Origin of the sequence: Sulfobacillus thermosulfidooxidans DSM 9293 (assembly GCF_900176145.1) — a bacterium.
Classification (GTDB): domain Bacteria; phylum Bacillota; class Sulfobacillia; order Sulfobacillales; family Sulfobacillaceae; genus Sulfobacillus; species Sulfobacillus thermosulfidooxidans.
Genome location: NZ_FWWY01000001.1, coordinates 738802 through 765493 on the forward strand (window position 1 = coordinate 738802; position 26692 = coordinate 765493).

The 26692-nt window shown below is 48.8% G+C and carries 32 protein-coding genes and 1 pseudogene; 7 read left to right on the forward strand and 26 right to left on the reverse strand.

From position 1 onward, the window contains the following. Positions 1-15 precede the first annotated feature (15 nt). From mobA to B8987_RS03865, 4 genes are all read left to right on the forward strand, one after another. Entirely contained in the window at positions 16-591 is a 576-nt protein-coding gene (gene mobA, locus B8987_RS03850; protein ID WP_028962727.1) for a molybdenum cofactor guanylyltransferase, read from the forward strand. 2 nt (positions 592-593) lie between these two features. Continuing rightward, positions 594-1121, forward strand: coding sequence for a molybdopterin-guanine dinucleotide biosynthesis protein B (locus B8987_RS03855; protein ID WP_028962726.1), 528 nt, complete (start codon positions 594-596; stop codon positions 1119-1121). A 41-nt stretch (positions 1122-1162) separates the two neighbouring features. After that, positions 1163-2410, forward strand: coding sequence for a molybdopterin molybdotransferase MoeA (locus tag B8987_RS03860; RefSeq protein WP_084660881.1), 1248 nt, complete (start codon positions 1163-1165; stop codon positions 2408-2410). 292 nt (positions 2411-2702) lie between these two features. Continuing rightward, positions 2703-3539: a serine hydrolase gene (locus B8987_RS03865; protein WP_084660882.1), complete on the forward strand. Its 837-nt coding sequence runs from the start codon at positions 2703-2705 to the stop codon at positions 3537-3539. On the opposite strand, the pseudogene B8987_RS03870 reads toward B8987_RS03865, so the two are convergent. The 6 genes and pseudogenes from B8987_RS03870 to B8987_RS03895 form a co-directional block, all read right to left on the reverse strand. Beyond that, positions 3536-3844 (reverse strand): annotated as a pseudogene (locus B8987_RS03870) (arsenate reductase family protein); the annotation flags it as partial. The gene B8987_RS03865 and the pseudogene B8987_RS03870 overlap by 4 nt on opposite strands. Before the next feature lie 41 nt (positions 3845-3885). After that, positions 3886-4371, reverse strand: coding sequence for a Fur family transcriptional regulator (locus tag B8987_RS03875; protein ID WP_051351132.1), 486 nt, complete (start codon positions 4369-4371; stop codon positions 3886-3888). A 424-nt stretch (positions 4372-4795) separates the two neighbouring features. Beyond that, entirely contained in the window at positions 4796-5755 is a 960-nt protein-coding gene (gene argF / locus B8987_RS03880) for an ornithine carbamoyltransferase (RefSeq protein ID WP_051351131.1), read from the reverse strand. Positions 5756-6031: 276 nt separating this feature from the next. After that, complete coding sequence (locus B8987_RS03885; RefSeq protein WP_037913093.1) at positions 6032-7165, reverse strand: M20 metallopeptidase family protein; 1134 nt, start codon at positions 7163-7165, stop codon at positions 6032-6034. 91 nt (positions 7166-7256) lie between these two features. Then, positions 7257-8156, reverse strand: a complete 900-nt coding sequence (gene rocF / locus B8987_RS03890; protein WP_026040837.1) for an arginase — start codon at positions 8154-8156, stop codon at positions 7257-7259. 638 nt (positions 8157-8794) lie between these two features. After that, positions 8795-9538, reverse strand: a complete 744-nt coding sequence (locus B8987_RS03895; RefSeq protein WP_028962722.1) for an N-acetylmuramoyl-L-alanine amidase family protein — start codon at positions 9536-9538, stop codon at positions 8795-8797. Between the two features lie 319 nt (positions 9539-9857). Between B8987_RS03895 and B8987_RS03900 the strand changes: the two genes are divergently transcribed. After that, positions 9858-11180, forward strand: coding sequence for a tetratricopeptide repeat protein (locus B8987_RS03900; protein ID WP_081700451.1), 1323 nt, complete (start codon positions 9858-9860; stop codon positions 11178-11180). A gap of 99 nt (positions 11181-11279) precedes the next feature. On the opposite strand, the gene rpsI is transcribed toward B8987_RS03900, so the two are convergent. Both rpsI and rplM read right to left on the reverse strand, forming a co-directional pair. After that, the gene (gene rpsI, locus B8987_RS03905) at positions 11280-11672 is read right to left on the reverse strand and encodes a 30S ribosomal protein S9 (RefSeq protein ID WP_020376653.1); all 393 of its coding nucleotides are present in this window, start codon (positions 11670-11672) and stop codon (positions 11280-11282) included. Next, positions 11672-12106: a 50S ribosomal protein L13 gene (rplM, locus tag B8987_RS03910; RefSeq protein WP_028962721.1), complete on the reverse strand. Its 435-nt coding sequence runs from the start codon at positions 12104-12106 to the stop codon at positions 11672-11674. Before rplM ends, rpsI begins: the two co-directional genes overlap by 1 nt. Positions 12107-12687: 581 nt before the next feature. Here rplM and B8987_RS03915 point away from each other — a divergent pair. Together B8987_RS03915 and B8987_RS03920 are read left to right on the forward strand one after the other, a co-directional pair. Further along, on the forward strand, positions 12688-13113 hold the full coding sequence (locus B8987_RS03915; RefSeq protein ID WP_028962720.1) for a hypothetical protein: 426 nt from the start codon (positions 12688-12690) through the stop codon (positions 13111-13113). Between the two features lie 186 nt (positions 13114-13299). Next, a complete protein-coding gene (locus B8987_RS03920) occupies positions 13300-14148 on the forward strand; it encodes a methyltransferase domain-containing protein (RefSeq protein WP_176213142.1) in 849 nt (282 codons plus the stop codon). On the opposite strand, the gene B8987_RS03925 is transcribed toward B8987_RS03920, so the two are convergent. The 18 genes from B8987_RS03925 to infA form a co-directional block, all read right to left on the reverse strand. Then, entirely contained in the window at positions 14145-15002 is an 858-nt protein-coding gene (locus tag B8987_RS03925; RefSeq protein ID WP_084660884.1) for a complex I NDUFA9 subunit family protein, read from the reverse strand. The genes B8987_RS03920 and B8987_RS03925 overlap by 4 nt on opposite strands. 50 nt (positions 15003-15052) lie before the next feature. Continuing rightward, positions 15053-15748 (reverse strand): biotin/lipoyl-containing protein, encoded by a 696-nt coding sequence (locus B8987_RS03930; protein WP_076006937.1) that lies wholly within the window; start codon positions 15746-15748, stop codon positions 15053-15055. Between the two features lie 68 nt (positions 15749-15816). Next, positions 15817-17376 carry a DHA2 family efflux MFS transporter permease subunit gene (locus B8987_RS03935; RefSeq protein WP_084660885.1) on the reverse strand — a complete coding sequence of 520 codons (1560 nt, stop codon included), beginning with the start codon at positions 17374-17376 and terminating at the stop codon, positions 15817-15819. Between the two features lie 37 nt (positions 17377-17413). Further along, entirely contained in the window at positions 17414-18034 is a 621-nt protein-coding gene (locus B8987_RS03940) for a biotin/lipoyl-containing protein (RefSeq protein ID WP_176213143.1), read from the reverse strand. Positions 18035-18038: 4 nt separating this feature from the next. After that, positions 18039-19016: a hypothetical protein gene (locus B8987_RS03945; protein ID WP_139793459.1), complete on the reverse strand. Its 978-nt coding sequence runs from the start codon at positions 19014-19016 to the stop codon at positions 18039-18041. A gap of 22 nt (positions 19017-19038) precedes the next feature. Continuing rightward, entirely contained in the window at positions 19039-19452 is a 414-nt protein-coding gene (locus tag B8987_RS03950; RefSeq protein WP_076006941.1) for a MarR family winged helix-turn-helix transcriptional regulator, read from the reverse strand. Positions 19453-19567: 115 nt separating this feature from the next. Beyond that, positions 19568-20479 (reverse strand): proline dehydrogenase family protein, encoded by a 912-nt coding sequence (locus B8987_RS03955; protein ID WP_084660887.1) that lies wholly within the window; start codon positions 20477-20479, stop codon positions 19568-19570. A gap of 21 nt (positions 20480-20500) precedes the next feature. Next, on the reverse strand, positions 20501-21244 hold the full coding sequence (gene truA, locus B8987_RS03960) for a tRNA pseudouridine(38-40) synthase TruA (protein ID WP_084660888.1): 744 nt from the start codon (positions 21242-21244) through the stop codon (positions 20501-20503). A gap of 1 nt (position 21245) precedes the next feature. Continuing rightward, entirely contained in the window at positions 21246-21938 is a 693-nt protein-coding gene (locus B8987_RS03965) for an energy-coupling factor transporter transmembrane component T family protein (RefSeq protein ID WP_084660889.1), read from the reverse strand. Then, positions 21917-22687, reverse strand: coding sequence for an ATP-binding cassette domain-containing protein (locus B8987_RS03970; RefSeq protein WP_084660890.1), 771 nt, complete (start codon positions 22685-22687; stop codon positions 21917-21919). Before B8987_RS03970 ends, B8987_RS03965 begins: the two co-directional genes overlap by 22 nt. Continuing rightward, complete coding sequence (locus B8987_RS03975; protein ID WP_084660891.1) at positions 22675-23451, reverse strand: energy-coupling factor ABC transporter ATP-binding protein; 777 nt, start codon at positions 23449-23451, stop codon at positions 22675-22677. Before B8987_RS03975 ends, B8987_RS03970 begins: the two co-directional genes overlap by 13 nt. A 5-nt stretch (positions 23452-23456) precedes the next feature. After that, positions 23457-23792: a 50S ribosomal protein L17 gene (gene rplQ, locus B8987_RS03980; protein WP_242823820.1), complete on the reverse strand. Its 336-nt coding sequence runs from the start codon at positions 23790-23792 to the stop codon at positions 23457-23459. A 30-nt stretch (positions 23793-23822) separates the two neighbouring features. Further along, positions 23823-24770: a DNA-directed RNA polymerase subunit alpha gene (locus B8987_RS03985; RefSeq protein ID WP_026040838.1), complete on the reverse strand. Its 948-nt coding sequence runs from the start codon at positions 24768-24770 to the stop codon at positions 23823-23825. Positions 24771-24821: 51 nt separating this feature from the next. After that, complete coding sequence (gene rpsD / locus B8987_RS03990; protein ID WP_028962708.1) at positions 24822-25445, reverse strand: 30S ribosomal protein S4; 624 nt, start codon at positions 25443-25445, stop codon at positions 24822-24824. 24 nt (positions 25446-25469) lie between these two features. Beyond that, on the reverse strand, positions 25470-25865 hold the full coding sequence (gene rpsK / locus B8987_RS03995; protein ID WP_020376672.1) for a 30S ribosomal protein S11: 396 nt from the start codon (positions 25863-25865) through the stop codon (positions 25470-25472). Positions 25866-25899: 34 nt separating this feature from the next. After that, positions 25900-26271 (reverse strand): 30S ribosomal protein S13, encoded by a 372-nt coding sequence (rpsM, locus tag B8987_RS04000; RefSeq protein ID WP_020376673.1) that lies wholly within the window; start codon positions 26269-26271, stop codon positions 25900-25902. 28 nt (positions 26272-26299) lie between these two features. Then, the gene (gene rpmJ, locus B8987_RS04005; RefSeq protein WP_020376674.1) at positions 26300-26413 is read right to left on the reverse strand and encodes a 50S ribosomal protein L36; all 114 of its coding nucleotides are present in this window, start codon (positions 26411-26413) and stop codon (positions 26300-26302) included. 24 nt (positions 26414-26437) lie between these two features. Continuing rightward, a complete protein-coding gene (gene infA, locus B8987_RS04010; protein WP_020376675.1) occupies positions 26438-26656 on the reverse strand; it encodes a translation initiation factor IF-1 in 219 nt (72 codons plus the stop codon). Between the last annotated feature and the right edge of the window lie 36 nt (positions 26657-26692).

A 26692-nucleotide genomic window follows, 5' to 3' on the forward strand; every position in this document is an offset into this window, starting at 1 on the left:
GGGGAGGAGCGAAACGTGGAACCAATCATAGATGGAGTGGTATTAGCAGGCGGTCAATCGTCGCGCATGGGCAAGGATAAAACCCAGTTGTCCTTACCTAGTGGCATGCGTCTCATTGACCGAGCAGTTTTATTGCTGCAAACGGTTGTTAACGGCCAGTTATGGATCTCTAGGCCATGGAATTATACAACCCCAGGCGACAATGATTTGTTGGATATCGAACCCTTTGAGGGCCCTTTATCGGGAATCGCACGGGCTATGACCTCTTCTCATGCGGATTTCTTAGCGGTAATGGCTGTTGATTTGCCCAACCTTCCCATGGATTTTTATCAGCGCTTTAAACCGTACTTGTCACCCCACGTTGAGGCCATATTGCCCCAAAGCGCTCGCCATCGTCAGCCCTTGGCTGGATTTTGGTCGACACACTTAGTATCGGACCTTATCGGTTTTCGCCAAATGGGAGGTCGCAAAGTCGACACCTTTTTAAACCGGCATACCGTGAAATGGGTTCCGGTGCCCGATGCTTGGCTCAGTAATGTCAATACCCCACGCGAATGGCAATCATGGCTAGATCATCAGGAGCGTGATTAATCATGCGCGTGTTCCATATCGTCGGCTATTCCAATGTCGGAAAAACGCGCCTGATTGAATCCCTGTGTCAACACCTAAACGGGCGTGTACTGGTGTTAAAATTTTCCCATCATTCCCCATCTGATCGCCCGGGTTCCGATACCGACCGTTTTGCCGCTTATCGTGCGGACACGCTCTTAATCCAGCCTAATCAAACCACCTGGCGGAGTTCCCTAGCATTGCCCATTGATTGGCCGCAAGTGGCTCAACATTTTGAGTGGATGATATGGGAAGGGGGTAAACATTTCCCAACGCCGAAGATTGTTTTCAATTCCGCGGACATTCTGGAACACGTTTCCAACATTCGTTTAATCATTGGTCCGCCTTCTCGAAAACTTTCTAAGATTTGTGTGTACCCAGCATGTCTCCCCTTAAGCGAGGAAACTCGTAACAACCTGGCCGAATACATCATTGAAAAACAACAGACGTTAAGTTTCGAGTGGAACGATGCTTCCGCACATATGGTCTTTCATCCGGAATTTCGCGGATAACCGTTCTTCTATTACTGAGATAGGGCAGAAAGGCAGACGATATGAGTTATATTAGCGTAACTGAAGCTCTGGATTTGCTGAAAAGTGTTCGAGGACGCATTGAAGACAGCGAACAAATTCCCATTGAACAGTGCTGGGGGCGAACTCTAGCCGAAGAGGTTGTAGCTTTTAGTGATTCTCCTCCTTTTCACCGCGCCGCCATGGATGGTTATGCATTGCGTGCTCAAGATACACCTGGCACCTTACCTATCCTCGGCCAAGTCAATGCAGGTGAAGTGTTTACCCAGCATGTCCCTCAAGGATATGCAGTGCGCATCATGACCGGAGCTCCCCTTCCTCAAGAATTGGATACCGTAATTGAACAAGAAGCCGTAACCCGGCATAACCAACATATTGAGGTTCCCCGTGTTGTTAAAACGCTGCGGAATGTCAGCACACAAGGTTCAGAAATCACCCGTGGAACGACGGTATTCCAACCAGGACAGTATATCGGTTCATTGGAAATGGGCTTACTCGCTTTATCCGGCTATGCCACCGTCAAAGTCTACCGAAAACCTCGCGTCTTACTCGTGACAACGGGAGACGAATTACAAAATCCTGGGCAAGCGTTACAGCCGGGACACATTTATAATGTTAACCGTTACTTATTCGCAGCGTTATTAACCGAAGCCGGTGCTGATGTGACATGGGCTCCTCCGGCAGCAGATACGTCCCATGCTGTGGCTCTGGCCTTATCCGACCTGACACCATACGATCTCGTCATCACCACAGGCGGAGTATCGGTGGGCGACAAGGACCATGTCATCCAATTTCTTCGCAACCATACCCGGCTTCTGTTTTGGCGAGTCGATATGCATCCGGGCAAGTCCATTGCCGGTGCTGAGAAAGATCATGTACCGATTCTAGCCCTGTCAGGCAATCCCGGAGCGGCCATGATGTCTTGGTATCTGATCGGCCTGCCTTTCGTGGTATCGTTGTATGGCGCTTATCTTCCACTCCGTCACATCAGCGGCCGATTACGCCATCCGTTTATGAAACCGACTCGGGAAACAAGATATTTGCGCGCCCGCATCCAGGTTGAGCAAGGAGAGATATTTTTTGATACGCAGTTGCCCCAAGGCTCTGATATAATTACGGCATATCGGCAATCCGAGGTTTTAGCGATTATTCCTGAGGGTAGTCCGCCGGTCCCATCAGGCACGGAAGTTACGGGCTTGATGATTCCCGGACTCGGACCAGAACGCCTGTATTGGCTTCCTCAAAATCATCGAGAATCCCCGCCATCTTAGGATGCTTTAATCCATCATGAAAGCTGGGAAGGGGAATTTGTATCTCAGATCATTTTGCTCAGCGACAAATATTGACCCGGAACATGATACTGCCCTTCCCACAGCGTATAGACAGAGCATTTAGAAAGCAAGGGAACTTGCAACCTGTGCCAGGAATCGCGAAATAAAGGGCGTCTGCCGTTTAAACATTTGTCGGTGGTCCTTAGGATCTCATTGGGGTCTATCAAAACACGAAAGGGGGACAAGGCGCAATCCTCTTTGTTTAAGAGGTCGAGCTTTCCGCCGAACACTGATGATAAAAGCTGAGGCTGAGAAAAGAATTGAAGACATTGTTCACGCATTTAGCGGTCATATAAGTTTTTATGCAGAACATATGCAAACGCACGAGACCCTAACCCGTGAGCCTGACCGGGTTATGGAAACGGCTTCAGTCATCAAACTGCCCATTATGGCGGCTACCTTTCAATATCTTGCCGATGAGCACAAGATCTTGTCCGAACCGCTCACGTTACAGGTTGAGGACATGGTAGACGGATCAGGTATCTTGCAACACCTGTCCCCTGGGCTTTCCCTCTCCATCAAAGACGTGATGACGCTGATGATTATCGTCAGTGATAATACGGCCACCAACATGATTTTACGTCAGGTTGGCATCCCCCGAGTCAATCGCTTTATCCAGTCCCTTGGTCTTTCCCAAACGCGACTGCTAAAACGCATTGATTTTACCATACCTGGTCCCATCGGTCTGGCCACTTCCAGAGAACTCGGTATGATATTAACACAGCTATATCACCGGACTCTTGTCAATAAAGATGCCTCAGACATCATGTGGGATATCTTATGTCGCCAACAATACAATACTATTATGACGCGTCATCTTCCCTACGAGTGGATTACCGAAGAGGATAATAATCCCCCTAAAGTGCAAATTGGGAGCAAAAGTGGTTCGCTTGAAGGCATACGAAATGATGTGGGAATTATTACCACACCGTGGGGTGATTATGTGTTGGCCATTCTCAGTGAGCATTCCCGCGATTTACGCTTCCACATAGACAATGAAGCACTGGTGATTCTCCCACAGCTCAGCCGGATTATTTTTGATTATTTCAGCCCAGAACAGCCCTCTTAATGACCATAACGGGTCCAGGCATCTTGCCAAGCCGGTTCAGAAAATCCCACAATGTAGTGATCATCAATGACCCAGACGGGCCGTTTAATCAGCCGAGGTTCCTTTGTCATATGCTCGATCCACTCTGCGTCTGAGGAAACAAGCTGCCGCAAATTCCGGTAGGATGGGCTTGTTTTGGACAATAAAGCGCTTACGCCGCCAATTTTTTCGGCTAGCTCGGCAATGCGGTCTTTCGGCAAGGGATCCGCAATTAAATCGTGTTCCTCAAAATCAATTTGGTGGGCACGGAGCCACGCTCGTGCTTTGGCACAGGTTGTTCACCGACTATAGCAATATAACGTTGTCGTCATCGAATCCGTTCTCCTTTGATTCCTTTTTCCGTTCGCTCCGTCTTCTCCCGCTTCGCCGCACAACTCCGGCACAACCCGTAAAATTTCAATTCATGATCTAAAACATGGAAACCGCGCTCTTTGAGGATGCGCCCTTCTAACGGATCTAACAAATCTTCACCATATTCGTCGACTTTGCCGCATCGAATGCAGACGAGATGATGATGACGGTGCGTCTCTTCTTGATTAAACTCGTAACGAGCCCGGCCGTCATCAAAACTTATCCGGTTCAGAATTTCTAAATCGGTTAAAAGTTCTAATGAGCGATAGACTGTCGCCAGCCCAATATCTTGAAAGTCTTTTTTAACTAGTTGATGCACTTCTTCTGCTGATAAATGTTCTCCGGGATGTTCAGCAAATATCCGTATCACAAGTTCTCGTTGAGGAGTCAGCCGCTTGGCGCCCTCTTCAAGTTTTCGGTATACAGAAGACAGGTGTACCATATGCAGCACCTCATTCTCATATCTATGAGAATAGTCTACCACTTTACTCGGCATTATCGCACGATCATATTGAGTGATTTGTTCGATGTTTTCCCATAAACCTTCAACAATTTCTCTGCACAGAAAATAGCCCCAGTCAAATCCCGTTTAACCTCTATACCCGTGTTTTGTTCTCACCCGTCTTCAATCTTGATCGAAAATCTTTCTCTATTAAACGGATCAAAATTTTTCCGGAAAACTTTCTCATGGCTTCTCGTGAGGGCATCACAGTAAATGCCCCAAATAGGAACAAAGATCAAGAAGGGAAGCCTCAGTCCCATCACTTTGACTGATGGCTTCCCGGAACATTCGCTTATCCACCTGGAGCACGACATTCTGTCATCTTGGCCACCGGATAGGCACAAATATCCGGTCCTCTTGCCAATTAGAATTCTGCTAAAGTATGGTATAAAACACTTTTTTGCACGTGTAACCGGTTTTCGGCCTCATCAAATACTACGGATTGCGGACCTTCTAGGACCTCTTCAGTGACTTCTTCTCCCCGGTGAGCAGGCAAACAATGCAGGAATATCGCGTTCTCTTTCGCGTGTTGCATCAGAGCTGCATTCACTTGGTATGGCGCCAAAGCTTGCCGTTTACTGGCACTATCCACGTCACCCATCGATACAAACACGTCGGTAGCCACGACATCCACGCCACGCACAGCTTGCACAGGATCTGTCATCACTTGAATGGAGCCACCCGTCATTTCTGCTTCTTGTTGGGCATACGCAATGATATCCGCTGACGGTTGCCATGCCTCAGGGCACGCAATGTTAACGTGCATACCGAGTTTCGCGCCAATAATCATGTAGGAATTCGCCATATTGTTACCATCGCCTACATAGGCCATTTTTGCTCCAGACAGATAACCGACATGTTCCCATATTGTTAAGGCATCCGCTAAGACTTGAAAGGGATGCGCCATATCCGTCAAAGCATTAAACACGGGAACGGTCGCCCACTTTTGTAATGCTTGAACCATTTGATGACTCTTTGCTCGGACGATCATACCATCCACATAACGGGACAAGACACGAGCGGTATCTTCAATCGGTTCTCCACGACCTAATTGACTATCTTGCCAGTCCAAGATCACGGGAGCTGCCCCAAGTGCCTGAATGGCCACTTGAAATGATACCCGTGTGCGGGTCGACGGCAATTCAAAAATCATGGCCACTGACTTGCCTTTAAGTGCATACTGAATTTCTGCCACTTTCGGATTTGTTTTCATCCATTTGGCCGTCATCAATACTTGCTTAATTTCACTGGGACTCCAGTCCTTTAAGGACACCACGGACCGACCTTGTAACCGTGCTTCCTTTGCTAATAACCGCTCCACCACACAAACCGCCTCCTGTGCATTACTATACATCGCACGGGATATTTATGCAATAACTATCAATTAATATTCGCATCGGATTCATAACTTTCCTCACACTGGACAACCGCCATCGATTCTTAAAAATTTCTTCAGGTCCTGGCGTATCCCGGAAATGACTCAATGTTCCTCGATCACCGGATCGATACTATCCATCGTAGGCGAACAATGTCCTTTCAGGCATTAAAACCTCTCTTTCTGACGTCATCAGAAAGAGAGGTTTCATAGGGTCAACGCCCTTTAATTTTCATGTAAAAAGCTCATGGCACCGCGATACAGCACTTCCACACCTAAAGGTAACGCTTTTTCGTTGATCTGAAAATGTGGCGAGTGATGAGGAAAACTTTCCCCTTCGGGCCGGCATCCTAAAAAGAGAAATGTCCCAGGCTTTTTTTGTAGATAATAGGCAAAATCTTCCCCGCCCATAGCCGGATCAGGATGAAGAATATCGACGAGTCCTGTGACGGAGCGTTCTAAACGTTCGACACTTGGCTGGTGATTGATCACGGCGGGATAGCCATATTGGTATGAAACCGTCGCTTCTGCACCATATAATGCCGCGGTTGTCTTGGCAATGTGCTCGATTTCCTGTATGACTTTATCTTGAACGATTTTGGAAAGAGTCCGTACCGTGCCCGTAATTTCCGCCGTCTCTGCAATAATATTAAACGTTGCCCCGGCTCGAATCGTACCACAGCTCACCACAGCCGTATCAAATGCGTTGAGACGGCGTGAGACAATAGTCTGCAGATTCATGACAATCATCGAAGCAATAAGTACGGCATCTTTGGTGTCGGCTGGCTCCGAACCGTGGCCGCCTTTTCCCTTGACTCGAATGGTGAATTGATCCGCATTGGCCATAAACGGTCCGCTGCGAATGGCAACCGTACCAACAGGATCACTGGCCCAGAGATGAAGGCCCAACACTTCATCGACCCCGTCTAAACATCCGGCTTCAATCATTTTAGGGGCGCCGCCTGGAGGTCTTTCTTCAGCTGGCTGGAAAAACACACGCACTCGGCCCGGAAAATCCCGTGTTGCTTGAAGCCGGCTTGCTAAAGCTAAGACAATAGCCATATGACCATCATGTCCGCAGGCATGCATAACGCCTTGATGTTGGGAACGAAATGGCAAGCCGGTGTCTTCCTCAAGAGGCAACCCATCGATGTCGGCCCGGATCGCAATCGTTTTGCCGGGACGATTGCCCTCAATATCGGCCATCACCCCGGTATCCGCAATTTGCACAGGATCTAAGCCTAATTGCTGTAACGTATCCAACAGATATTGACTCGTCTTGGTCTCTTGAAATCCTAACTCCGGAATCTGGTGTAGATCACGGCGATATGTAATGACGTCTTGTTCCCATTTGGCCATTGTCGCACCCCTCCCAATCGGCGAAATTTTCTTTCTCCCTGTTATGATACCAGTTCGGGAAGGACAGCCCTACCACATTTTTATCAACCGTTTAGATGATTCGGTGCCCAAGGGCCGATGCAATCAAGTTCGCCGCAAGTTCTCCGGTCCGGTTATGTTCATCAAGAATCGGATTCACTTCCACCATTTCCATCGAAGAAACAATATCGCTTTCCGCGAGCAATTCCAAAGCTAAATGTGCCTCGCGTTCCGTGAGGCCACCACTGTAGGGCGTACCCGATCCGGGGGCATATAACGGATCAACCGCGTCAATATCGAAACTTAAATGCACCCCATCGGTTTGATCCGTGACAATATCGATCGCTTTGGCCATCACATCACGCATTCCATAACGGTCAATTTCATGCATTGAAAAGACTGTGGCGCCGGAGTGCCGTAAGGCTTCGGCTTCGTCCGCATCCAAGGTTCGCACTCCAACATAAACAATTTTGTGTGGATCGACAAAGTGGCCATGAAAAGGAATTTTGAGAGCTGGGTGACCTAATCCTACGGCCGTCGCCACGGGCATCCCATGGACATTACCGGACGGAGAAGTTTGATCGGTATTGTAGTCCCCGTGTGCATCAAACCATAACACGCCCAAACGGGAAAATTTGCGTAATAATCCGGCAATCGTACCAATGGCAATACTATGGTCACCCCCGAGAATCAAAGGATAGTTATCCTCATCCAAGGATTTTTCTACTGCGCGCGCTAGCACGCGACTGACCTTAACGATCTCGTCTGCATATTTCAGATGGGTCTCATTTTTGGTGCGACTTTCAGGGACCGGTACCGGAAGATTTCCAATATCGATGACTTTGTGCCCTACTTGGCGCAGTTTCTCGTGAAGACCTGCATAACGAATCGCACTAGGTCCCATATCAACACCTCGGCGATCAGCTCCATAATCGAGGGGAACACCGATGATGCGTACTGTCTTAAGTTTCATAAGATATTTGCAGTGCGAACACCCGAGTCGTCAGATCGGGAAGTAGCACCACGCCCTCCTTATTGATTAATCTCAGTGGTGGATAACTGGATCAAAGCTTGGTGACGAGTCACTGGATCTCGGTAAACTTTTAATCCATCATGAACGTGTTGGGGACCATCTGGTACATACTTCCACTCTTCGCGATCGGATTGAGTCCTCCCGACTGAGACCGATTTGATCACCTTGGCGAGCACCAACTAAGTCCTTTATCATAGGACAAATTCCAATGCACAGACGCCCCAACATTTTCCGGCCAAGATTCATCAAATGGCGTTCACCATCCGACTCATGTGAGGCCATCATTATCAAAATCCCTGTTGGTCCGATGTCATAATGCGCTCTTTAGCCACTATCTGGCCCATTTTTCCAAGATGTCGGAGTCCCAAGAGCCCGACGACGAAACAAAGTTCCGATCGGACTTGTCATATTTGGTCATTCCCCAAACCTCGTATGGTTTACTCTCTCCAGCCATTATCTGGCGATGAGCGCTTGGCTGGCAGTATTCCGGTCAGGCCTAACCAGGCCACCGCAGTTTATCTCCATTTCCGTGATATAGACCGTCTTTCGATGACTCTATTCATTATATCGAAGTTAGGCTAGTCACGAACTAATAAATGTGTGGGAGGTGGCGTTTGCAACAACGTTTCAGGCCAATGTCCTTTGAGAAACCAGCGTTCCGTCCCTAAAAAAATATACCAGGCAATCTGCCGTTGGTACTGAGGATTCATCAGGAGTTTCTCTTCTTGCGGATTCGAAATAAAGCCCACTTCAACATTGATGGCCGGCATTTTCGCATAACGCAAGACGTATTGATCGATGCGCGTCACGGGACGATTCGTATGAGTAAAAAATTGCAATTCTTCTTGAACATCATGCGCCAAATAATAAGAACCCTTTCCATCCCAATAAAAAGTTTGGGGACCGCGCCACCGTGATCCCGCCGAGTTGCAATGAATATCGATGAGCGCATTGCCTCCCGTTCGGTTAATCCAGATTACACGTTGCTGGACGCGATATTTACGCGATGGGGGTATTTGACCGGGTTTTTCCCAGGTCATCAATACACGAGCTCCCGCATCCTCGAACCATTTTCGAAGATCCAAGGCGATAGCCAAATTAATTTCATCTTCTCGGGCCATACGACCCCGAGCTCCTGGGTCATAACCGCCATGCCCAGGGTCAATCACAATGGTTCGTCCCCTCAATAATGCCCCTTCAATCCCATTAGCAGGTGCTAGGGCAGCATGAAGATTTCCCATTCCCAGTAAAAGACTGCTACATGCCGCAAAACAAGCCAGCTGGAGTCCATAAAACAGGCGTCGTTTTAATCGATTTGTCACGAGAATCTCCTCTCAAAATTTGTCAAGGACCATAACGGATTATTTTAGTCTGTTTAACCTAGTGTAGACCGATTTGGCAACAAGTATGTCGCACTAAATTCCTGATATATATGATGTCATCAGTCATGTATCAATTGCCTAGTAATATGAGACTATACCTATTAACCTTTTGTGTTGTTGGTTTAGTTTAGTGTCTTCGATATAATTTCATATCACAATGCTTTTTGCATTTGACCAAAAAGATAATTATTAAATTTTTTACAAGACTAATGATGTATATTTGGTTTACTTATGGTACATTAATGCCTAGGAGGGATGTATGATGGTAGGGACCAAGATTCGCGACCTGAGGAAAAAACTCGGATTAACCCAAGAGCAACTTGCCGGAGATGAACTGACTAAAAGCTATGTTAGTCAGGTTGAATTGGGCCGTATCCATCCATCCCACAAAGCGTTAGAAATTATCGCCAGCCGGTTGGGTAAACCCTTAGGTTACTTCTTGGAAAACGGCGACGATATGCGCACCATTGAGGTCCTATTAAAGGCAGCGCAGGCGTTGTGGAATAGCGGGCGGCTTGAAGATGGCATGTTGGGACTACAAGAAGCGTTAACCTTGGCAGAACGTACAGGTCGTGAAGATATTTTAGCGCGCATTAAAGCGACCATGGGTAAACTAGAAATGTCACAAGGTAATTTGGAAGCAGCCTTGGCGCACCTAGAAGAAAGCCTGAGTCTAATTCATCCAGACGACCATCCTGTACAAGCGATTGAAATCGCCAATACCTTAGGGATGGCTGCTGCTCGCCACGGCTCATTCCACAAGGCGATGAATTCCTTCCAGCAGGCATTAGAGTATGCTGAACGTCTTGATACACGGGATGGACCCAATATTCGCGCAGAAGCGGCACAACACTATGGCGATTTCTGCTACAGCCAGCGGCAATGGATTTCGTCTTTGGAATTATACCGAATGGCCTTAGAGCAAAAGCAGCTCAGCCCTTGCCGGCGAGCCGAGTTACTCAGCCGCATTGCTGCAGCGGAGTGGCGTCTTGGGCACAATACAGAAGCATCGCAAGCAGTTGATGAAGCTATGAGTTTGCTCCCGCAAATTCGGGGTGCTGAAGAACGTGCCGCTCTGCAGGCCGACATTGCTCAAGTCCTGATTGATATTGGACGCGTTGACCGGGCTCGCGAATTGTTACAGGCTTCCTTGAGTGTATTTGACCGCGTCCATTTCCAAGAAGGGCAGGCTGTCATCCTAGAATCCTTGCTGCGTATTCCCGGTTCAGACAAAATGCTGGATCAATACGCACATCGCGTATTGGCAGCACCTGATGGGTGGCCATGGGAAGACACGAAAATCTTTGCATTACGAGCATTAGCCCGCCGAGCGGTGGCTCATGCCGATTACGAACAAGCCAAAGAATATTTGAGTCAAGCCCTTGCCATGAGCCCCGTGAGTAAGCAACGCGATTTGGAATGTGAATATTACATTGTGCAAAGTCACCTCGGTGACCCCAATGCGTTGAACCAATTATGGAAGCACTTAACCGACCCGGCCTATGATTCTTCAGAACCGCGGAAATTCACGCCCCGTCTTCCGGTCATTTCAGCACCTGAAGTGGTTGGCGCGGTTAATTAGATCCGACATCAAAAATACAGCCTCAGCACGTGGAGGCTGTATTTTTATATTGGCGACTGCCAATTAGCCCGCAAAAATAAAAAAGCCCAAATGGGCTTTTTACCGTTTAGAGAATTGAGGAGCTTTACGAGCCTTTTTGAGTCCGTATTTACGTCGCTCTTTCATTCGCGAGTCCCGCTTTAAAAAGCCTCGTTGTTTTAAAGGAATACGGAAGTTGCTGTCCACCGCTAGCAATGCCCGCGCAATACCATGACGTACCGCACCAGCTTGACCGGATACACCGCCACCTTCAACACGCACTAATACGTCAAAACGGCCCTGAAGATCCACGGAATTTAATGGGGCCATGACCATTGTTTGCAAGGTGCGAAGGGGAAAATATTCCTCAAACGGACGTCCATTGATCAATACACGTCCAGTTCCAGGAACCAGCCTCACCCGTGCAATGGCATTTTTGCGGCGTCCCGTTCCCCAAAATTGTGCAACTGCCATTAGATTTTAACCTCCCATACTTGCGGCTGCTGGGCACTGTGTGGATGTTCCGCATTCGGATATACTTTTAGTTTCCGAAACATGGCGCGTCCTAACCGATTATGCGGCAACATTCCCCGGATAGCCTTTTCCACTGCAAAAGTTGGCTTCTTCTTCATCAATTGACGATAAACCGTACGTTTTAATCCGCCGAAATATCCCGAATGATGGAAGTAAATTTTTTGATCGAGTTTACGTCCCGTCAATACAACATCGGCCGCATTAACAATAATTACGTAATCACCGGTATCCACATGAGGAGTATACGTGGGCTTGTGCTTGCCACGGAGAATCGTTGCTGCAGCGGTAGCAACACGCCCCAGCGGTAATCCAGCAGCATCAATCACATACCACGTACGCTGAACATCTTGGGACCGGGCCATATAAGTGGACATGAAATTACCTCCTACCTTGTGTGCCGGCGACGCTGCCGACAACCGAACATTAGTATTTTACGAGCATGGACATCGAATGTCAAGAAATTTGGTGCCTCTGCATATCATTGGCACCATAGAAATGGGAATCATCTTAAGTTTTTTCTTTAAAAATCCTAGTTTTTTGCGAGTTTACTATTATGCAAACAAAATATCGTTTACAGTATAATAAGGACACTAATCATATATTTATCACTCAAATAGTCGTTATCGCCACCGTTTAAATCCGAAACATCGAGGTATTTCTACCACTGGCACACCGTTAAGCATTTTAGCATAGGAGTCGAAAAATAGGTAGACTGTCGTCAAAGACCTTGGGGACTTTTCGGCTGATGATTCTCGATGTTTTATGGTATCAACCTATTGGTTTTGTGAATACCATTGTCAATGAGTTGGTAGAAGGGTTCGTGTTCATATCTTCTCACGGTAAATCTTCGTAGACATCATGCTGATAGATTCACATCATTAAACCGCTCTAGACTTTATGAATACGGGCATTATCGTAATAGGCGCCGATGTAGTGAAGGAGGGAGCGAGAGCTTATGCGCAAACCACTACAAACCTATTATCTCCGGAAGTTAATTAACACCCTGGTAGATGCCACTTTAACCAGTCCCAGTTTAGCAGAAATGGTGCATCACCATTTGCAAGTTGAGTGGATTCGGGGTCAGATGCTGTCCCAGTATCGGGTTTTTGATTCCCGCGGAGAGGTATACTGGGAACTCAGTGTCATCGATGCACACGGGTATACTGATATGCTCTACCAACAAGGCTCGGCCCTTCTCACCATTGCCATTAATGGGGCATTGGTCACTCCCAAAGATGAAGAACGTGCCAAAGAGCTATTCCCCAATCGTGCGTTTAGGACTTGCCCCTATTGTCACCAGCGCTTTCATTCCTGGCTAGAATACTATGGCCACTACAAGTTGGACCATCTATTGGATCATCAAAGTTTACGCGCCATTTAAGTCGTTAATCTTTGCCCCAAGCTCGCAAACACGCTATGCTAACGCCAGCGGGTACCTATCAAAAGAGCCGTCTTTTCATAAAATTCTTTCTCTGAGGAAAGGCGTCGGGAACATTTCCCCATGTGTCGTGATCTTTTCCTCACGATGATCTCTAGGTGTCCAATTTACAATTTGAGGTGTGCCCCAGTGAGTTTTTCCTTTGTGGATTGGGTTGATTCATTATGCTGGAACCTTTTGAACGACATGCCGGGAAATGAAAAGTGGTTGTTACGTCAAACTATTTATACAGCGGTGTCAAGACGGCAAGTCATTCCCACCCTTCCTTTTAAATCTGGACAAACCATCGCCGATTTCGGAACGGGTTACGGTGTGATGGCCATAGAAATGGCTCAGGCTCTAGGAGTTCAGGTTATAGGGGTTGATATTGATGACACAGTCCTCAATTACGCCCGGACTCTTAGCCAAGCCATCTATGGAACCCAAGCTCCAGTTGAATTTATCCACGCAAACGTTTATCATCTTCCCTTTGCAGATCAGTCATTAGACGGGATTACCGCTCGCTTTCTTTTTCAACACCTTAATGAACCGCAGCGTGTCGCTCACGAAGCCTTTCGCGTACTCAAACCATCGGCCATTATGGTTATCGAAGACATCGATGATGGTCTCATTCTTGAATACCCGTCTCTCCCCCCATCTTGGCAGCATGTTATGAACGCATTTCGGACTTTACAAGCACGCCACGGTGGCGACCGCGAAGTGGGCCGGAAACTGCCTTTTTACCTTCACCAGGCGGGATTAGTCGTCGACGCAGTGCAAATCCATCCCCTGGCACAGTTTTCCGCGCAAAATCCGCATGATTTGAGTTACCAATTCGAGCGAGAACGCATCGAACAGGTATTGCCCGAGCTCTATAAAGAGCACTTGCTGAGCCCAGATCAATGGCAGTCCGCCCTTAAAGACTTGATGGCTGTTGAGGGGAAATGGATGCTTCAAAGTGCATCAACCTTGCGAATTATCGCCCATCGCCCTGGTTAAAAATCTGTGCCTAAGGGCGTAGGATGGGCGATAATTTGATGCCAGCGGGTATCCTCTGTCACATTGGGCTCATTTAACATGAATAATTGATCTACCGTAACGGGAAAACCGGGAAGATTTTGCCCAAGACGGGCTGCCGCAAATAATAGGGGCAGAGGCACGTGAAATAAGGGCAGATGCTCCCGTCCTATAGTTTTGGCCACATGACGATATAAATCATTCAAGGTAAATACTGTGGGTCCCCCAATTTCCCAAGTTTCTCCTCCGTATTGGGGCAAATCGACCAGACGGGCGATTAATTCAGCAACATCGTGACGCGCTACGGGCTGCAGTAATGTGTCCCCACTGCCAGGGACAGGAACCACCGGCCAATGGCACTGTGTCTTGAGCATTTGAAAAAAGGGAGCGCCTCCCCCAAAGAGCAAGGACGGGCGCAAAATGATGGCATCCACGCCCTGCTGCCGGATGTATTGTTCGGCTTTCCACTTACTCTGATGATACCGACTCCGGGCATTTTCTCGCGTCCCCAGTGCCGACATATGAATGAGCCGTGGCACCCCATTTTGTCTCATGGCGTCCACAAGTCGCTTGGTGACTTGGTAATGCATGACATCAAAGGTGATGCCCTGGCTAAGTTTTTCCTCAATGATCCCCACAAGGTGAATGACCACGTCGATTCCCTGCATTACAGCCGTGAGATCGACCTGGCGAATATCCCCTGACACAAATTGAACACCAGAAGCCAGGTTCGACGGATGGCGGGCAAGGACGCTGATTTCATGATGATGCCGTAATAAGGCTTGTTGCACGGCCTGACCCACATATCCTGTACCACCCGTGACGAATACCCGCATCACCTATGAGCCTCCTTTTACCGTTTATTATAGACGGTAAAAGGATCGGTTTAATGCACAGTAATACGAACCTCAGCATTTTCTCCTGGTAACAATGTGTATCCGGCAGCATCAATGGATAGCTCGACCGGAATGCGTTGTGTCACTTTTGTGTACGTGCCCGACGTCGCAGCGGTCGGAATAAGAGAAAAGAAGGATTGAGTTGTCGGTTGAATTGCTTCGACGGTCCCTGAGAACGCAACACCCGGATGTGCATCCACGTAAATGGTGGCACTTTGGCCCACCGACACATTCCGAATTTTACTTTCAGGGATGTTGGCAATGACCATGACATGAGATAGTTGGACCAGAGTAACAAGCGGCGTCCCGGCGCTAACCATTTGCCCATCATGGACCGCTAAATTGGCCACGACCCCGTTCACTGGGGCAACAATATTCACTGTGGTCGAAGTGGGTGATGACGTCGCACTCTTTCCCTTTCCCGTTTGAGATGCTGAGGTCGTCACCGTGGTGAGTTCTTGACCAATCACTTGTCCTTGGGTCACATGTTGCCCTAAACTGACCGACAAGTTTTCTATAGTGCCCGGGGTTACAGCAGCAATAGGAATGCTGGGAGCCGAGATGGAGGCATCTTGGGTGGACACGTAATCATAATTCTGAGTCCAGTAGTATGCCACCACTCCCCCAATCAAAATTAACGCCACAATGATTAAGATGTTAATCAGTATCAATCGACTCTGCTTCACCGATTTTCGCTCCTTTAATAACCTTTAATAGGCCAATCTCAAGTTCCCATGCATTTGGGGTCATCCCATTAATCGACGATCATCTGGTTCGATGCACGTTGGTGACGATACGTTTTCAAAAACAAGGACAAAAAGGCGCCCAGAAGGGTAATGCCTGCTCCAAGCACGAAAATATCGTCAATCCCCATGACAAACGCTTGCTGTTGAATTAAGTCATATAACTCTGTAGTGGTTAACGAAACACTTTGACCTAAGGCCATGCCGTGTTGGACCAAAAATCCTGTTAATTGATGCATAAATTGCACGGCTGGTTGAGAGGTAGGGGTATAAGACGCGGCAATGGTCGTGGCATGCAAGGTCGCCTGGGATTGTAGCACTGCCGTCATAAATGCCAATCCAAAGGACCCGGCCACGCGTTGCATGATGTTGTTAATCGCCGAGCCGGTTCCGACAAGCTCTGTGGGCACGGCGGACATCCCGGCTGTTGTCGCTGGCATCATCGCCATGCCCATTCCGATTCCCCGTAGGGTCAACCACAACACCACATCCGAGACCGGTGTCGTGGTTGACAACCGGTGCAATAAAAATGTGGTGTACGTCAAAATCAAGAGTCCGCCTAAGACCAACGGCCGCGCCCCGATTTTGTCGTAAAGCCTACCGGATATAGGCATCATAATCGCTGATGCTGCCGCGGCGGGCATCATCATTAATCCCGTTTTCAAAGCACCATATCCAACTACCGTCTGTAAGAACAAGGGAACATAAAAAACACCGGAATACATAGCGACCGTAATGATGATGACCAGTAAATTAGCCATCGCGAACGACCCATGGGCGAAAACCCGCAAATTTAATAATGGATGCTTCACCGTAAGTTCCCATAAGGTAAACAGGACCAAGAACAACGTTGAGGCCACCAAAAGCAAAACAATCGGTTCCGAATTCCAGCCCCATGTCTGACCTTCTGATAAGGCTAATAACAACCCGAATAATCCGGTTGCCGACAAGACAAATCCCACCATATCAAAGGGGCCCGTGTTCGAGGACGGAAACTTAGGCACATAGGCGAGCGCTAAAAACGCACCAAGAATCCCAATAGGAACATTAATATAAAAGATAAGACGCCAATCGACGTACTCCACTAACCAGCCGCCCAAGGTTGGACCAATGGCCGGGGCAACAATAATGCCGAGCCCCCAAAATCCCATAGCTGTCCCGATGCTCTCCCGTGGAACCATTCGGTAGACCATGGACATGGTAATGGGCATAATTAAACCGCCTCCGAGAGCCTGTAAAACACGAAACACCGTCAGAATCGATAGGCTCCATGAAAGTCCTGAAAGGGCTGAACCTACGGTAAAGATCACGAGCGACAAAATATAAATACGGCGATAGCCAAACCGTTCTCCCAGATATCCGGCGAGGGGCACAACCACTCCTAAGGTCAACATGTAAATCGTGACAACCCACTGGACCTGGGCGGTATCGACCGAAAACACACTCTCCAGCTTGGGAATGGCAATATTGACAATGGAGGTATCCAATATGGCCATGAATCCTCCGGCAATGAGAACGGCCAGGGCAACGCCCCATTTGTCGGTGATGGTTGATGCCTGTTGTTGGGCCATAGACTCCCTTCTTTCTTGTCTTTCGCGAGACGTCGTGTTAAATGTGAATACGCACCGATGCATTTTCCCCGGCGAGGAACTGATCGCTGCCAGGATTGACAGTAATCGTAACCGGTATCCACTGCCGTTCTTTAGAAAAGGTTCCAACTTGCAGTAAGGGTGACAACGTGCTTAAAGTCGCAGACCCGATATGAGTCACTCGACCAGTAAATGTCGTGCCTGGGTAAGCACTGAGGGTAACGTCCACCGCTTGTCCAATGGCCACCTTGCGAGCGCGGGATTCCGGAATATCCGCCACAATTTGACTGTTCTGCAATTGGACAATGGCCATTAAATCCTCTTTGGGGTCAACACTAGCGCCTTTGGCTACAGCAATTGACCCCACAATGCCCCCCTTACGGGCATAGAGATCGTGCGTGTTGCCACTAGGGGTCGTTACCTCGGCCAGCAAGGTGCCACGAGTGACGTGTTCTCCCGTGTGAACGAAGACGTGGGACACGGTCCCCAGGCTTGATGCCGGCACCCATACATAGGGTGCTGTCACATAGGCATAGGATGAATCGACATAATGGGCCTGATCATAAGCATCAAATCCGGCAATCGCACCCAATACGAGTACGCCCATGAGAGCCACCACTCCGAAAATCCACCTCGGCATTGACTCACCTTCCTTCTGTTGTCTTGGCGTCGGAATGCTCCCATTGGCTGAGCAAACTGGCATATCCTAAGCGGAGTAATTCAATCTCTTCGAGCCGTTCCTCAACCGAAGTAATCCGTTCCAGTCTAATGCGCACATCAATGGTTTGCCGGTATGCGTCGTCTTCGATGCTTTTGGTGGGAACGCCATGACTCATTTCTTCCCAAAGAAGATCCGCTTCAGCGTTTAAATCCGCTAACCGTTCGGTCATGTCGTGTTCACTGAAAACGGTCCGATAGCGGTCTATATGGAAGACCGGGTCCTCGCCATTACTCCACGCTTCGTAGCCCTGGGCCAATATGGATAATTCCAGCAATCGGCGTATTTGCCTGGGACGCTCTCCTTGTCCACTAGCCTCGTCATTTCCCGCGTTTTTCATCACGATATCGGCCAGTTCCGCCGCCCGCGCTTGAATGTCTTTGGCCTTATAACGCCAACGTGTACGCGAAACTTGCTCCCGTAAATACCCAATACGCTCGGGAAGACTGGTGCCGAGAGGGACTAATGCGCCCTCGGTAGAAGGCCGATATTCGGGCAACGAATGAACCGAGGACATAGGCGCTGGCTCTTTGGGATCGTGATGGTGCTCAGCCGACGTGGGTGGAGTCCCATTATTCTCTCCCGACACGATTTCTAGCGCCCGGTTTCGACCCAGCAATACGGATAAAATGGCCGTTGTGAGTCCGAGTCCGATCAGACTAAGTCCCCATATCGCGCTGATAGAAGGTTCTGCAATCAATAAAAAGAGGCCTATGGCCACACTCACGACGGCTTCTATAAGACCTGCAACCAATAGTCCCATAAGACTCGTCTCCCTTTGATTCTTAATCCCTACCCCAAAATGCGTGATGGGCCGTCTTCCCCGAGCGAGCAGGGATAAAAGTCCGCTTAACCCTATCCCGCTTGGGGTCACGCGTGAAGGTTGGGAATTCAGTGTCGTCAACCGGTCCTACCCTGTCTTCGTCTTACGAATCTTCTAAACGTTCAATGAGCGCTAACAACGTTTTTAAATCCTCTTCCGACATCCGCAAAAACAATTGACGCAAAAATTCTCGCCGGTGTTGATGCAAATTTTCGACCTGCGCTCTGCCCGTCGGCGATAACCGGACCGTAACAACACGCCGGTCCAGTTCGGACCGCGACCGGATCACCAGTTTTTGGTTCACTAATCGGTCAATCATAGCACTCGCACTCGCTAGGGATAATTCCAGTTCCTCCGCTATCTCCCCGACTGTCATGGGTTCAGAGTCAAATAACAACTTCAGCAAAGAATACTGTCCCAATGTGAGTGTTTCCTGAGACATGCGCTGACGCATACGACGACCGATTCGAGAAAAAATATGGTCAAGTCTCTCGATATAGTAATCCCGGTCAGCCAAGTCCTTCACCTTCTTGATTATTCGTGATGTTGACTATTAACGATCTGTAATCTTAGTACTAACAACTTAAAAAGTCAAGTTAGCACTACCAATGAATTTTTAGAAATTTTTCCGGTTACCGCTTCACCAGATTTCGTGCAAAGAACAAAAGATTTGCCGGCCTTTCCGCAATACGGCGGAGATAATAGGCATACCAATCCCGTCCCCAAGGGACATAGACCCGGGTTTGATAGCCCTCGCGTGCGAGATCGCGGAGCACTGAATATTTGACGCCATAAAGCATTTGGAATTCGAACTGGTCAGCAGCAATGTGATGATCTTTTACATATCGCAATACATGGCCAATAATGACCTCGTCATGTGTGGCGACAGCCGTATAATTTCCATGAGACAAACTATATTCGACCAGGCGTACATAATTGTCGTCGACATCGGGCTTTGACGGAAAGGCCACCGACACCGGTTCCATATATGCACCTTTGACAATTCGTAAGTTTCTACCGACACCGGATAATGTCTTCAAATCATCCATCGTCCGATAGAGATAGGCTTGCAATACGACCCCAACATTAGCGGGGTATTCCGACCAAATCTCTTGAAATAAATTAAGTGTATCCGTCGTAAACCGGGAATCCTCCATGTCGATACGCACAAAATTTCCATAATCATGGGCTTTGGCGACAATTTGCCGGAGATTTTCCCGGGCCATGTCTACGGATAAATTTAGTCCCATCATGGTTAATTTGAGAGAAACATGGGACTGAACGCCTTCTTGGTGAATCACCTCAAGCATTCGCAGATAACTGTCACGCGCTTGTATCGCCTCTTCGGCTCGGGTTATGGATTCACCTAGATGATCTAAAGTGGCCCTAATTCCATCACGGTTCAAATCTTTGACCACTTTAATGGCGTCATCCAATTCTGATCCTGCGACAAAGCGACTGGCTCCCAAGCGCATGCCGTATTGTTGCATAGCTTGTGAGACCAACCAATTATTGCCCACACCTAAAATAAGCTGCCTAAACACAAGACGCCTCCTTGTTCATCCTCATGTATTGTCATAGTCAATGCGTTCTAAGATTAAGCCTTTGGCAGGCGCAACAAACCCGACTTTTGTACTGCGCGGATGTTCAAGGCCGTGCTGAATCAAGGATATATCGCCCCGTTCCGCACAAAGAATCATAGCGCCAACCAGTCTGCGGACCATATGGTATAAGAATCCATCCGCACCAATATCATAGCGCCAAATATTGCCCTCGTCCTCCATCGTCCATTTACTTAAAAATACGTGCCGTATGGTCGTTTGGGCTGAAGACCCTTCTGAGCGAAAAGCCCAAAAATCATGCTGTCCCACGATTAAGCGCGCCGCCTGGTTAAGGGTTACCCACGATAAAGGACGTTCAATTATCGCGACATACCTGGCCGTTCCGGGCCATGGGACAGATGATCCCCGCCATATCCGGTAACTATAATATTTGGCTTGAGCATCATAGGTAGGCCGAAATGTATCGGGCACCCAATCAACGTGCCGAATGACCAAATCAGATGGCAGTCTTCGATTCATCACGGCAACAATTTTTTCAACGGGTACCGCAACTCTTCCGGTCCACACCACAACTTGCCCTCGGGCATGGACCCCAGCGTCGGTTCGACTAGCGCCGTAAACCGTACCCGGGCCTAAGAGGTGTTGCAAATGATGTTCTAATTCGCCTTGCACGGTACGCCGGTTGGGTTGTTTTTGAAATCCCGCGAAATCTGTCCCGTCATAGGCGATAAAAAGCCGCAAATACATCTTAGATCAACACTTTCCACGTTATTAAGAAAATAACCCAGATTATCATACTGATTATTGTATCCCGTACCGTCCATGGTGCCACTTGAGGAATAAGATGAGGTCGCCACCCCCTGGCCCAAATGGATTCCGCAATATAATCACTCCGTAAGATACTGATCATAATCAGGGGTGTCAAAAACCGCAACCTATCCCTCCACTGACCTCTATCGCCGACTAACTGTCGCCGCATGCGGACGTCTGTTGTCACCCGTTTAGCACTCCGTCGCAATTCGGGTATATAGCGCATGACCAGTAAGGCCATTAAGGCCATTTGGCCAATAAGGGGTTTCGGACCGATAAATCTTTTCAATGCGTGTTCTAGATAATGGATGATGTGGACTGGTGGACGTAACTTCAGTATTGCAAGACTAAAGCTTAAGACAGCACCAAACCGTATACCATCCCAAAAGGCAGAGGGCCATGAGCTATGAGGGTTGTTGATGAAAGCCAAGATAGCCCACAAAACGGCGCCTACCACAAGACCCCATTTTTCACGGTAACTCAAAGAAATTCGCAAACCATAATAACCTACCGTAAGCAGAACGATCTCCACGACCAGCAGCCAAAGTTGGTGGGTAGCAAAAAGGATGATAACGCCGAGTAATAGTGCTTGCAGCAGGACTAGTGGATTTAAGGATGCTGCAATCGCCATAATCTGACCACCTCTTCTCGCGCCCTTTGAGAATTGATCCATGCGCGTGGGGATACGGGCGCATGACGTGTCAGGAGATCGCGCCATAACAGCTCCAAAGGATTCGTGGTGGGCAAAGAATGCGCATACCATAACTGACCGAGGTCGTCCGGTTGGGATTTTAAAACGTTCTCACACCAAAATCCGCTGGCAATAAAGGACAACATCCACGGCCAATCATGACTGATAAGTAAGGTCAAACGAGCGAACTCCTGGCTTTTAAGCCACAAGGTTAATTCATTCTTCCACCATCCATCGAGTCCTTCTGTCGGTTCGTCTAACAATAAAATATCGGGGTCTAGCAGATCGTATATGGCTAAAATCACCCGTCGTTTCTGGCCTGTACTTAATGTCCACGGCGATTGATTCCACAAAGGCTTGAGATCCCAGCGCTTGATGACCGCATCGAGTTTGCTCATAAAAGTCGGGTCTTGTTGCGTGACGCGTTTAAAGGGCCACAGGACTTCTTCTTTGACTGTGGTCTCGGTTAATTGATGCTCTGGATGTTGCATGACATACCCGATGCGTGCGGTGTTCCTCGTCACCGATCCGGTTAGGGGTTTTAAGGCGCCCATTAAGAGCGAAAAAAATTGGCTCTTTCCAGAACCATTCGGGCCCACCACCGCGAATAAGCCTTTTTCTGGGGCAGACCACAAGGGTATGCGCAGTTGTGAATAGGGAAGAATGACATCATGGACTACGATCGCCATAAATATTGACTCACTTCTTTAATGTCCCACATATCCAGATCTTGGCGGCCTGTCAAACTCTTCATCTCTTCCACAAACCCTCTCCACTCATCGGCCAGACGGGTCGCTAACGCCTGGTAGTTCATTTCATGTACGGTTCCGTCCTCAATCCAAAGATAGCGATCTGCAAGCTGCGCCCACTGGGCATCATGGCTAATAATAAACAGTGTGAGCCCACGGCGTTTTACGTGGCGCAAGATATCAAAGATTTGTTGTTTTCCCCATCCGTCGAGCATTGTCTCGGGTTCATCGGCCACCACAATTCGGGCATTTTGGGCCAATATCCCGGCGACAGCAGCCCGGTGCAATTCGCCACCAGACAACGTCTCCGCAGCACGGTGGCGAAGACGTTCCAATTGTGTTGCCTCTAAGGCCCGGTTCGTCCGTTCCTGGGCTTCTTGGTGTGTCGACGCATGCCATAGTGCACTAAGCCCCACATCATCTTCTACGGTTATTCCAACCACTTGATGTTCTGGCTCTTGTTGCAACCATCCGACATAATCACGAGGCCATTTGTCCCGCGGGGTCCCGTCCGCTAGTCTCAAGGTTCCACGAAACGGCGCAATAATACCCGCCATTACGCGCGCGAAGGTAGTTTTACCGCCACCATTCGGACCCGAAATAAAAACGCACTCACCCCCGCGAACCGTCAAGTCCACGGGGCCAAGTGCGTTGCTCTTTTGCGTATCATATCGAACCACAACGTGGTCAAATATGACATCCATCGATGTTAAACCAATTCTAAAATTGCCATGGGTGCCGCATCGCCCCGGCGAAAACCCGTGCGCATAATGCGGGTATAACCACCGGTGCGGTCCTGGTAGCGGGGGCCAATCGTGGTAAATAATTTGGTCACCACATCTTCATCCAATACATACGCGAGCGCTTGACGACGGGCCGCCAAATCGCCCCGTTTGGCTAAGGTAATCATGTGCTCAACAACGCGGTTCACTTCTTTGGCCCGCGTTACGGTGGTTTCAATCCGTTCCTCGCGCAGAGTAGAAGTCACCAAATTACGGAGCATTGCCCGCCGGTGTCCACCAATGCGCCCTAGTTTCCGATGCATGCCTGGCATAAACCGTCTCCTCCATAAGACTTACTCATCAGATGGACGCAGGCCTAAACCTAACGCCACTAATTTTTCTTTAACCTCTTCTAAAGACTTCTTCCCCAAGTTGCGCACTTTCATCATGTCTTCGTCCGACTTGTTGGTCAATTCTCCGACCGTGTTAATCCCTGCACGTTTGAGACAATTAAACGATCGCACCGACAGATCGAGCTCTTCGATGGGCATTTCTAACAGGCGATCTCGAGAATCCTCATCGCGTTGAACACCAATTTCTACACCCGAAACCGTATCGGTTAATTCGATAAACAAGCGTAAGTGATCTGAAAGGATTTTAGCACCACGAGAGATGGCTTCTTCGGGGCTAAGGGACCCATCCGTCCACACTTCCAAGGTAAGACGGTCGTAGTCAGTAATGTGACCGACACGAGTATCTTCGACACGCCAGTTGACCTTAGTAACTGGGCTAAAAATCGAGTCGACGGGAATGACACCAATGGCTTGATCGGCACGTTTGTTCTTTTCAGCGGAAACATAGCCGCGCCCACGTTCGATGGTTAATTCCATTCGTAACGAGTGCCCTTCATCGACATAGGCGATGTGTTGATCGGGTTCTAAAATGTCTACATCGGCGTCCGCAATGATATCTCCTGCGACCACTTCTCCCGGTCCTTCTTTTTCAATACGAAGGATATGAGGTTCGTCAGACCACAATCGCAACGCTAAACGTTTCAAGTTCAATATGATGTCTGCGGTATCCTCAAGCACACCGGGAATCACAGAAAACTCATGCAGAACCCCGTCAATGCGCACGGACGTCACAGCGGTCCCCGGTAATGAGGACAGCAATATCCGCCGCAGTGAATTCCCGAGGGTTATTCCATAACCCCGGTTAAGCGGTTCGACCGTAAATGCTCCATATTTCGGATCCGACCCATCGTCAATCCGTCGAATTTCTGGTTTTTCAACCTCGGTCATATTTTCACTGCCCGCCAAAGGCAGGCGTCCCCCCTTTCAGATCCCTATTGACTAACGCGAGTAGTACTCAATAATGAGCTGCTCCTGAACGGGTGTATCAATCTCATCACGGTTTGGCAATCTTACCACGGTTCCACGCCATTGCTCCCGTTCAACTTCAAGCCACGCTGGTACTGTCCGTGCCGGGGCCTCCAACATCGCTTTAAACCGGGGTTTTTGGCGGCTTCCTTCGCGCACTTCGACGACGTCACCGGGTTTAACCGAATATGACGGTATATTCACCCGCCGACCATTCACGGCGAAGTGATTGTGACGTACCAATTGACGGGCTTCGGCTCGTGACGACGCAAACCCCATACGATACACCACATTATCCAAGCGACGCTCTAAAAGCTGAAGCAAAAGCTCACCAGTGACACCTTTCTTCGCCGAAGCTTTCTCGAAGTACCGTGAGAACTGACCCTCCATGATTCCATAGGTCCTACGAGCTTTTTGCTTTTCTCGTAGCTGTACCCCGTACTCAGAAAGTTTACGGCGTCCTTGGCCATGCTGCCCCGGGGGATACGCGCGTCGTGTCACCGGACATTTATCGGTGTAACACTTGTCCCCTTTTAGATATAATTTAACTCCTTCACGCCGGCACAACCGGCAAACTGGTCCTGTATAACGTGCCATATGGCCGCCTCCTTCCTTTCTTGTTTATACTCGTCGCCTTTTTGGCGGTCGGCACCCATTATGAGGAATAGGTGTGACATCTTTGATCATACTAACTTCAAGACCGGCGGCTTGAAGTGCTCGAATGGCTGCTTCACGTCCCGATCCCGGTCCTTTAACCAGAACCTCAACTTCTTTCAGACCGTATTCCATCGCGGCCTTAGCAGCGGTTTCGGCGGCCATTTGAGCGGCAAACGGTGTGCTTTTCCGTGATCCCTTAAAGCCCGCTTGACCTGATGATGCCCATGATAAGGCATTGCCTTGAGTATCTGTAATGGTGACAATAGTATTATTAAACGTCGACCGAATGTGGGCCGTTCCACGATCCACGTGGCGCCTGTCACGGCGACGGGTTTTAGTGCTACGACGACTGCCTGCCATATTTCCTTGCGGTCCCTCCTAAGAAAATTATCGGTTACTTCTTGCGTTTCGCTCCGACGGTGCGACGCGGGCCTTTACGGGTGCGGGCATTGGTTTTAGTTCGTTGCCCTCGCACTGGTAATCCCCGGCGGTGACGAAGACCGCGGTAGGTACCAATGTCGATTAGCCGTTTGATGTTCATCTGAATTTCCCGGCGCAGATCCCCTTCCACACGGTATTCCCGGTCAACAAGTTCCCGAATGCGGGCTACCTCGTCTTCCGTTAAATCGCGAACCCGCGTATCGGGGTCGACTTGTGTCTTAGCGAGAATTTTTCGCGATGCCGACCACCCAATGCCATAGATATACGGCAGTGCAGCCTCTATCCGCTTATCACGCGGTAAATCAATTCCTGCAATACGTGCCACCCTTAAGCTCCTCTCTTCTGTTTATTACTTAGCCTTGTGCTTGTTTGTGCTTGGGATTTTCACAGATGACCAACACACGGCCATGCCGTTTAATCACTTTGCACTTTTCACAAATGGGCTTCACAGATGCTCGTACCTTCATCGCCGCACCTCCTTCGTGGTTCCATCACTTGTACCGATAGGTGATTCGTCCGCGAGTCAGATCGTAGGGCGACAACTGGACCGTGACCTTATCCCCCGGCAAAATTTTGATAAAATGCATACGAATCTTGCCCGAGATGTGCGCCAGCACCTTATGACCATTCGCTAACTCAACACGAAACATCGCATTTGGCAATGGCTCAATGACTGTTCCCTCGACCTCAATCGCGTCTTCTTTTGCCACAGCATTCCCTCCTTTTTTAGACTCCGCACCACTATT

Excerpts from the sequence above, each read along its gene's own strand:
- rpmJ (WP_020376674.1), bottom strand. The coding sequence starts at position 26,413 with ATGAAGGTACGAGCATCTGTGAAGCCCATTTGTGAAAAGTGCAAAGTG.
- B8987_RS03860 (WP_084660881.1), top strand. The coding sequence starts at position 1,163 with ATGAGTTATATTAGCGTAACTGAAGCTCTGGATTTGCTGAAAAGTGTT.
- B8987_RS03970 (WP_084660890.1), bottom strand. The coding sequence starts at position 22,687 with ATGGCGATCGTAGTCCATGATGTCATTCTTCCCTATTCACAACTGCGC.
- B8987_RS03940 (WP_176213143.1), bottom strand. The coding sequence starts at position 18,034 with ATGCCGAGGTGGATTTTCGGAGTGGTGGCTCTCATGGGCGTACTCGTA.
- rpsK (WP_020376672.1), bottom strand. The coding sequence starts at position 25,865 with ATGGCAGGCAGTCGTCGTAGCACTAAAACCCGTCGCCGTGACAGGCGC.
- B8987_RS03985 (WP_026040838.1), bottom strand. The coding sequence starts at position 24,770 with ATGACCGAGGTTGAAAAACCAGAAATTCGACGGATTGACGATGGGTCG.
- B8987_RS03885 (WP_037913093.1), bottom strand. The coding sequence starts at position 7,165 with ATGGCCAAATGGGAACAAGACGTCATTACATATCGCCGTGATCTACAC.
- B8987_RS03900 (WP_081700451.1), top strand. The coding sequence starts at position 9,858 with ATGATGGTAGGGACCAAGATTCGCGACCTGAGGAAAAAACTCGGATTA.
- rpsI (WP_020376653.1), bottom strand. The coding sequence starts at position 11,672 with ATGGCAGTTGCACAATTTTGGGGAACGGGACGCCGCAAAAATGCCATT.
- rpsD (WP_028962708.1), bottom strand. The coding sequence starts at position 25,445 with ATGGCACGTTATACAGGACCAGTTTGCCGGTTGTGCCGGCGTGAAGGA.
- B8987_RS03865 (WP_084660882.1), top strand. The coding sequence starts at position 2,703 with ATGATAAAAGCTGAGGCTGAGAAAAGAATTGAAGACATTGTTCACGCA.
- B8987_RS03965 (WP_084660889.1), bottom strand. The coding sequence starts at position 21,938 with ATGGCGATTGCAGCATCCTTAAATCCACTAGTCCTGCTGCAAGCACTA.
- B8987_RS03935 (WP_084660885.1), bottom strand. The coding sequence starts at position 17,376 with ATGGCCCAACAACAGGCATCAACCATCACCGACAAATGGGGCGTTGCC.
- rplM (WP_028962721.1), bottom strand. The coding sequence starts at position 12,106 with ATGTCCACTTATATGGCCCGGTCCCAAGATGTTCAGCGTACGTGGTAT.
- B8987_RS03855 (WP_028962726.1), top strand. The coding sequence starts at position 594 with ATGCGCGTGTTCCATATCGTCGGCTATTCCAATGTCGGAAAAACGCGC.
- rplQ (WP_242823820.1), bottom strand. The coding sequence starts at position 23,792 with ATGCATCGGAAACTAGGGCGCATTGGTGGACACCGGCGGGCAATGCTC.
- B8987_RS03975 (WP_084660891.1), bottom strand. The coding sequence starts at position 23,451 with ATGGATGTCATATTTGACCACGTTGTGGTTCGATATGATACGCAAAAG.
- B8987_RS03925 (WP_084660884.1), bottom strand. The coding sequence starts at position 15,002 with ATGCGGGTATTCGTCACGGGTGGTACAGGATATGTGGGTCAGGCCGTG.
- rocF (WP_026040837.1), bottom strand. The coding sequence starts at position 8,156 with ATGAAACTTAAGACAGTACGCATCATCGGTGTTCCCCTCGATTATGGA.
- truA (WP_084660888.1), bottom strand. The coding sequence starts at position 21,244 with ATGTATTTGCGGCTTTTTATCGCCTATGACGGGACAGATTTCGCGGGA.
- B8987_RS03915 (WP_028962720.1), top strand. The coding sequence starts at position 12,688 with ATGCGCAAACCACTACAAACCTATTATCTCCGGAAGTTAATTAACACC.
- B8987_RS03875 (WP_051351132.1), bottom strand. The coding sequence starts at position 4,371 with ATGGTACACCTGTCTTCTGTATACCGAAAACTTGAAGAGGGCGCCAAG.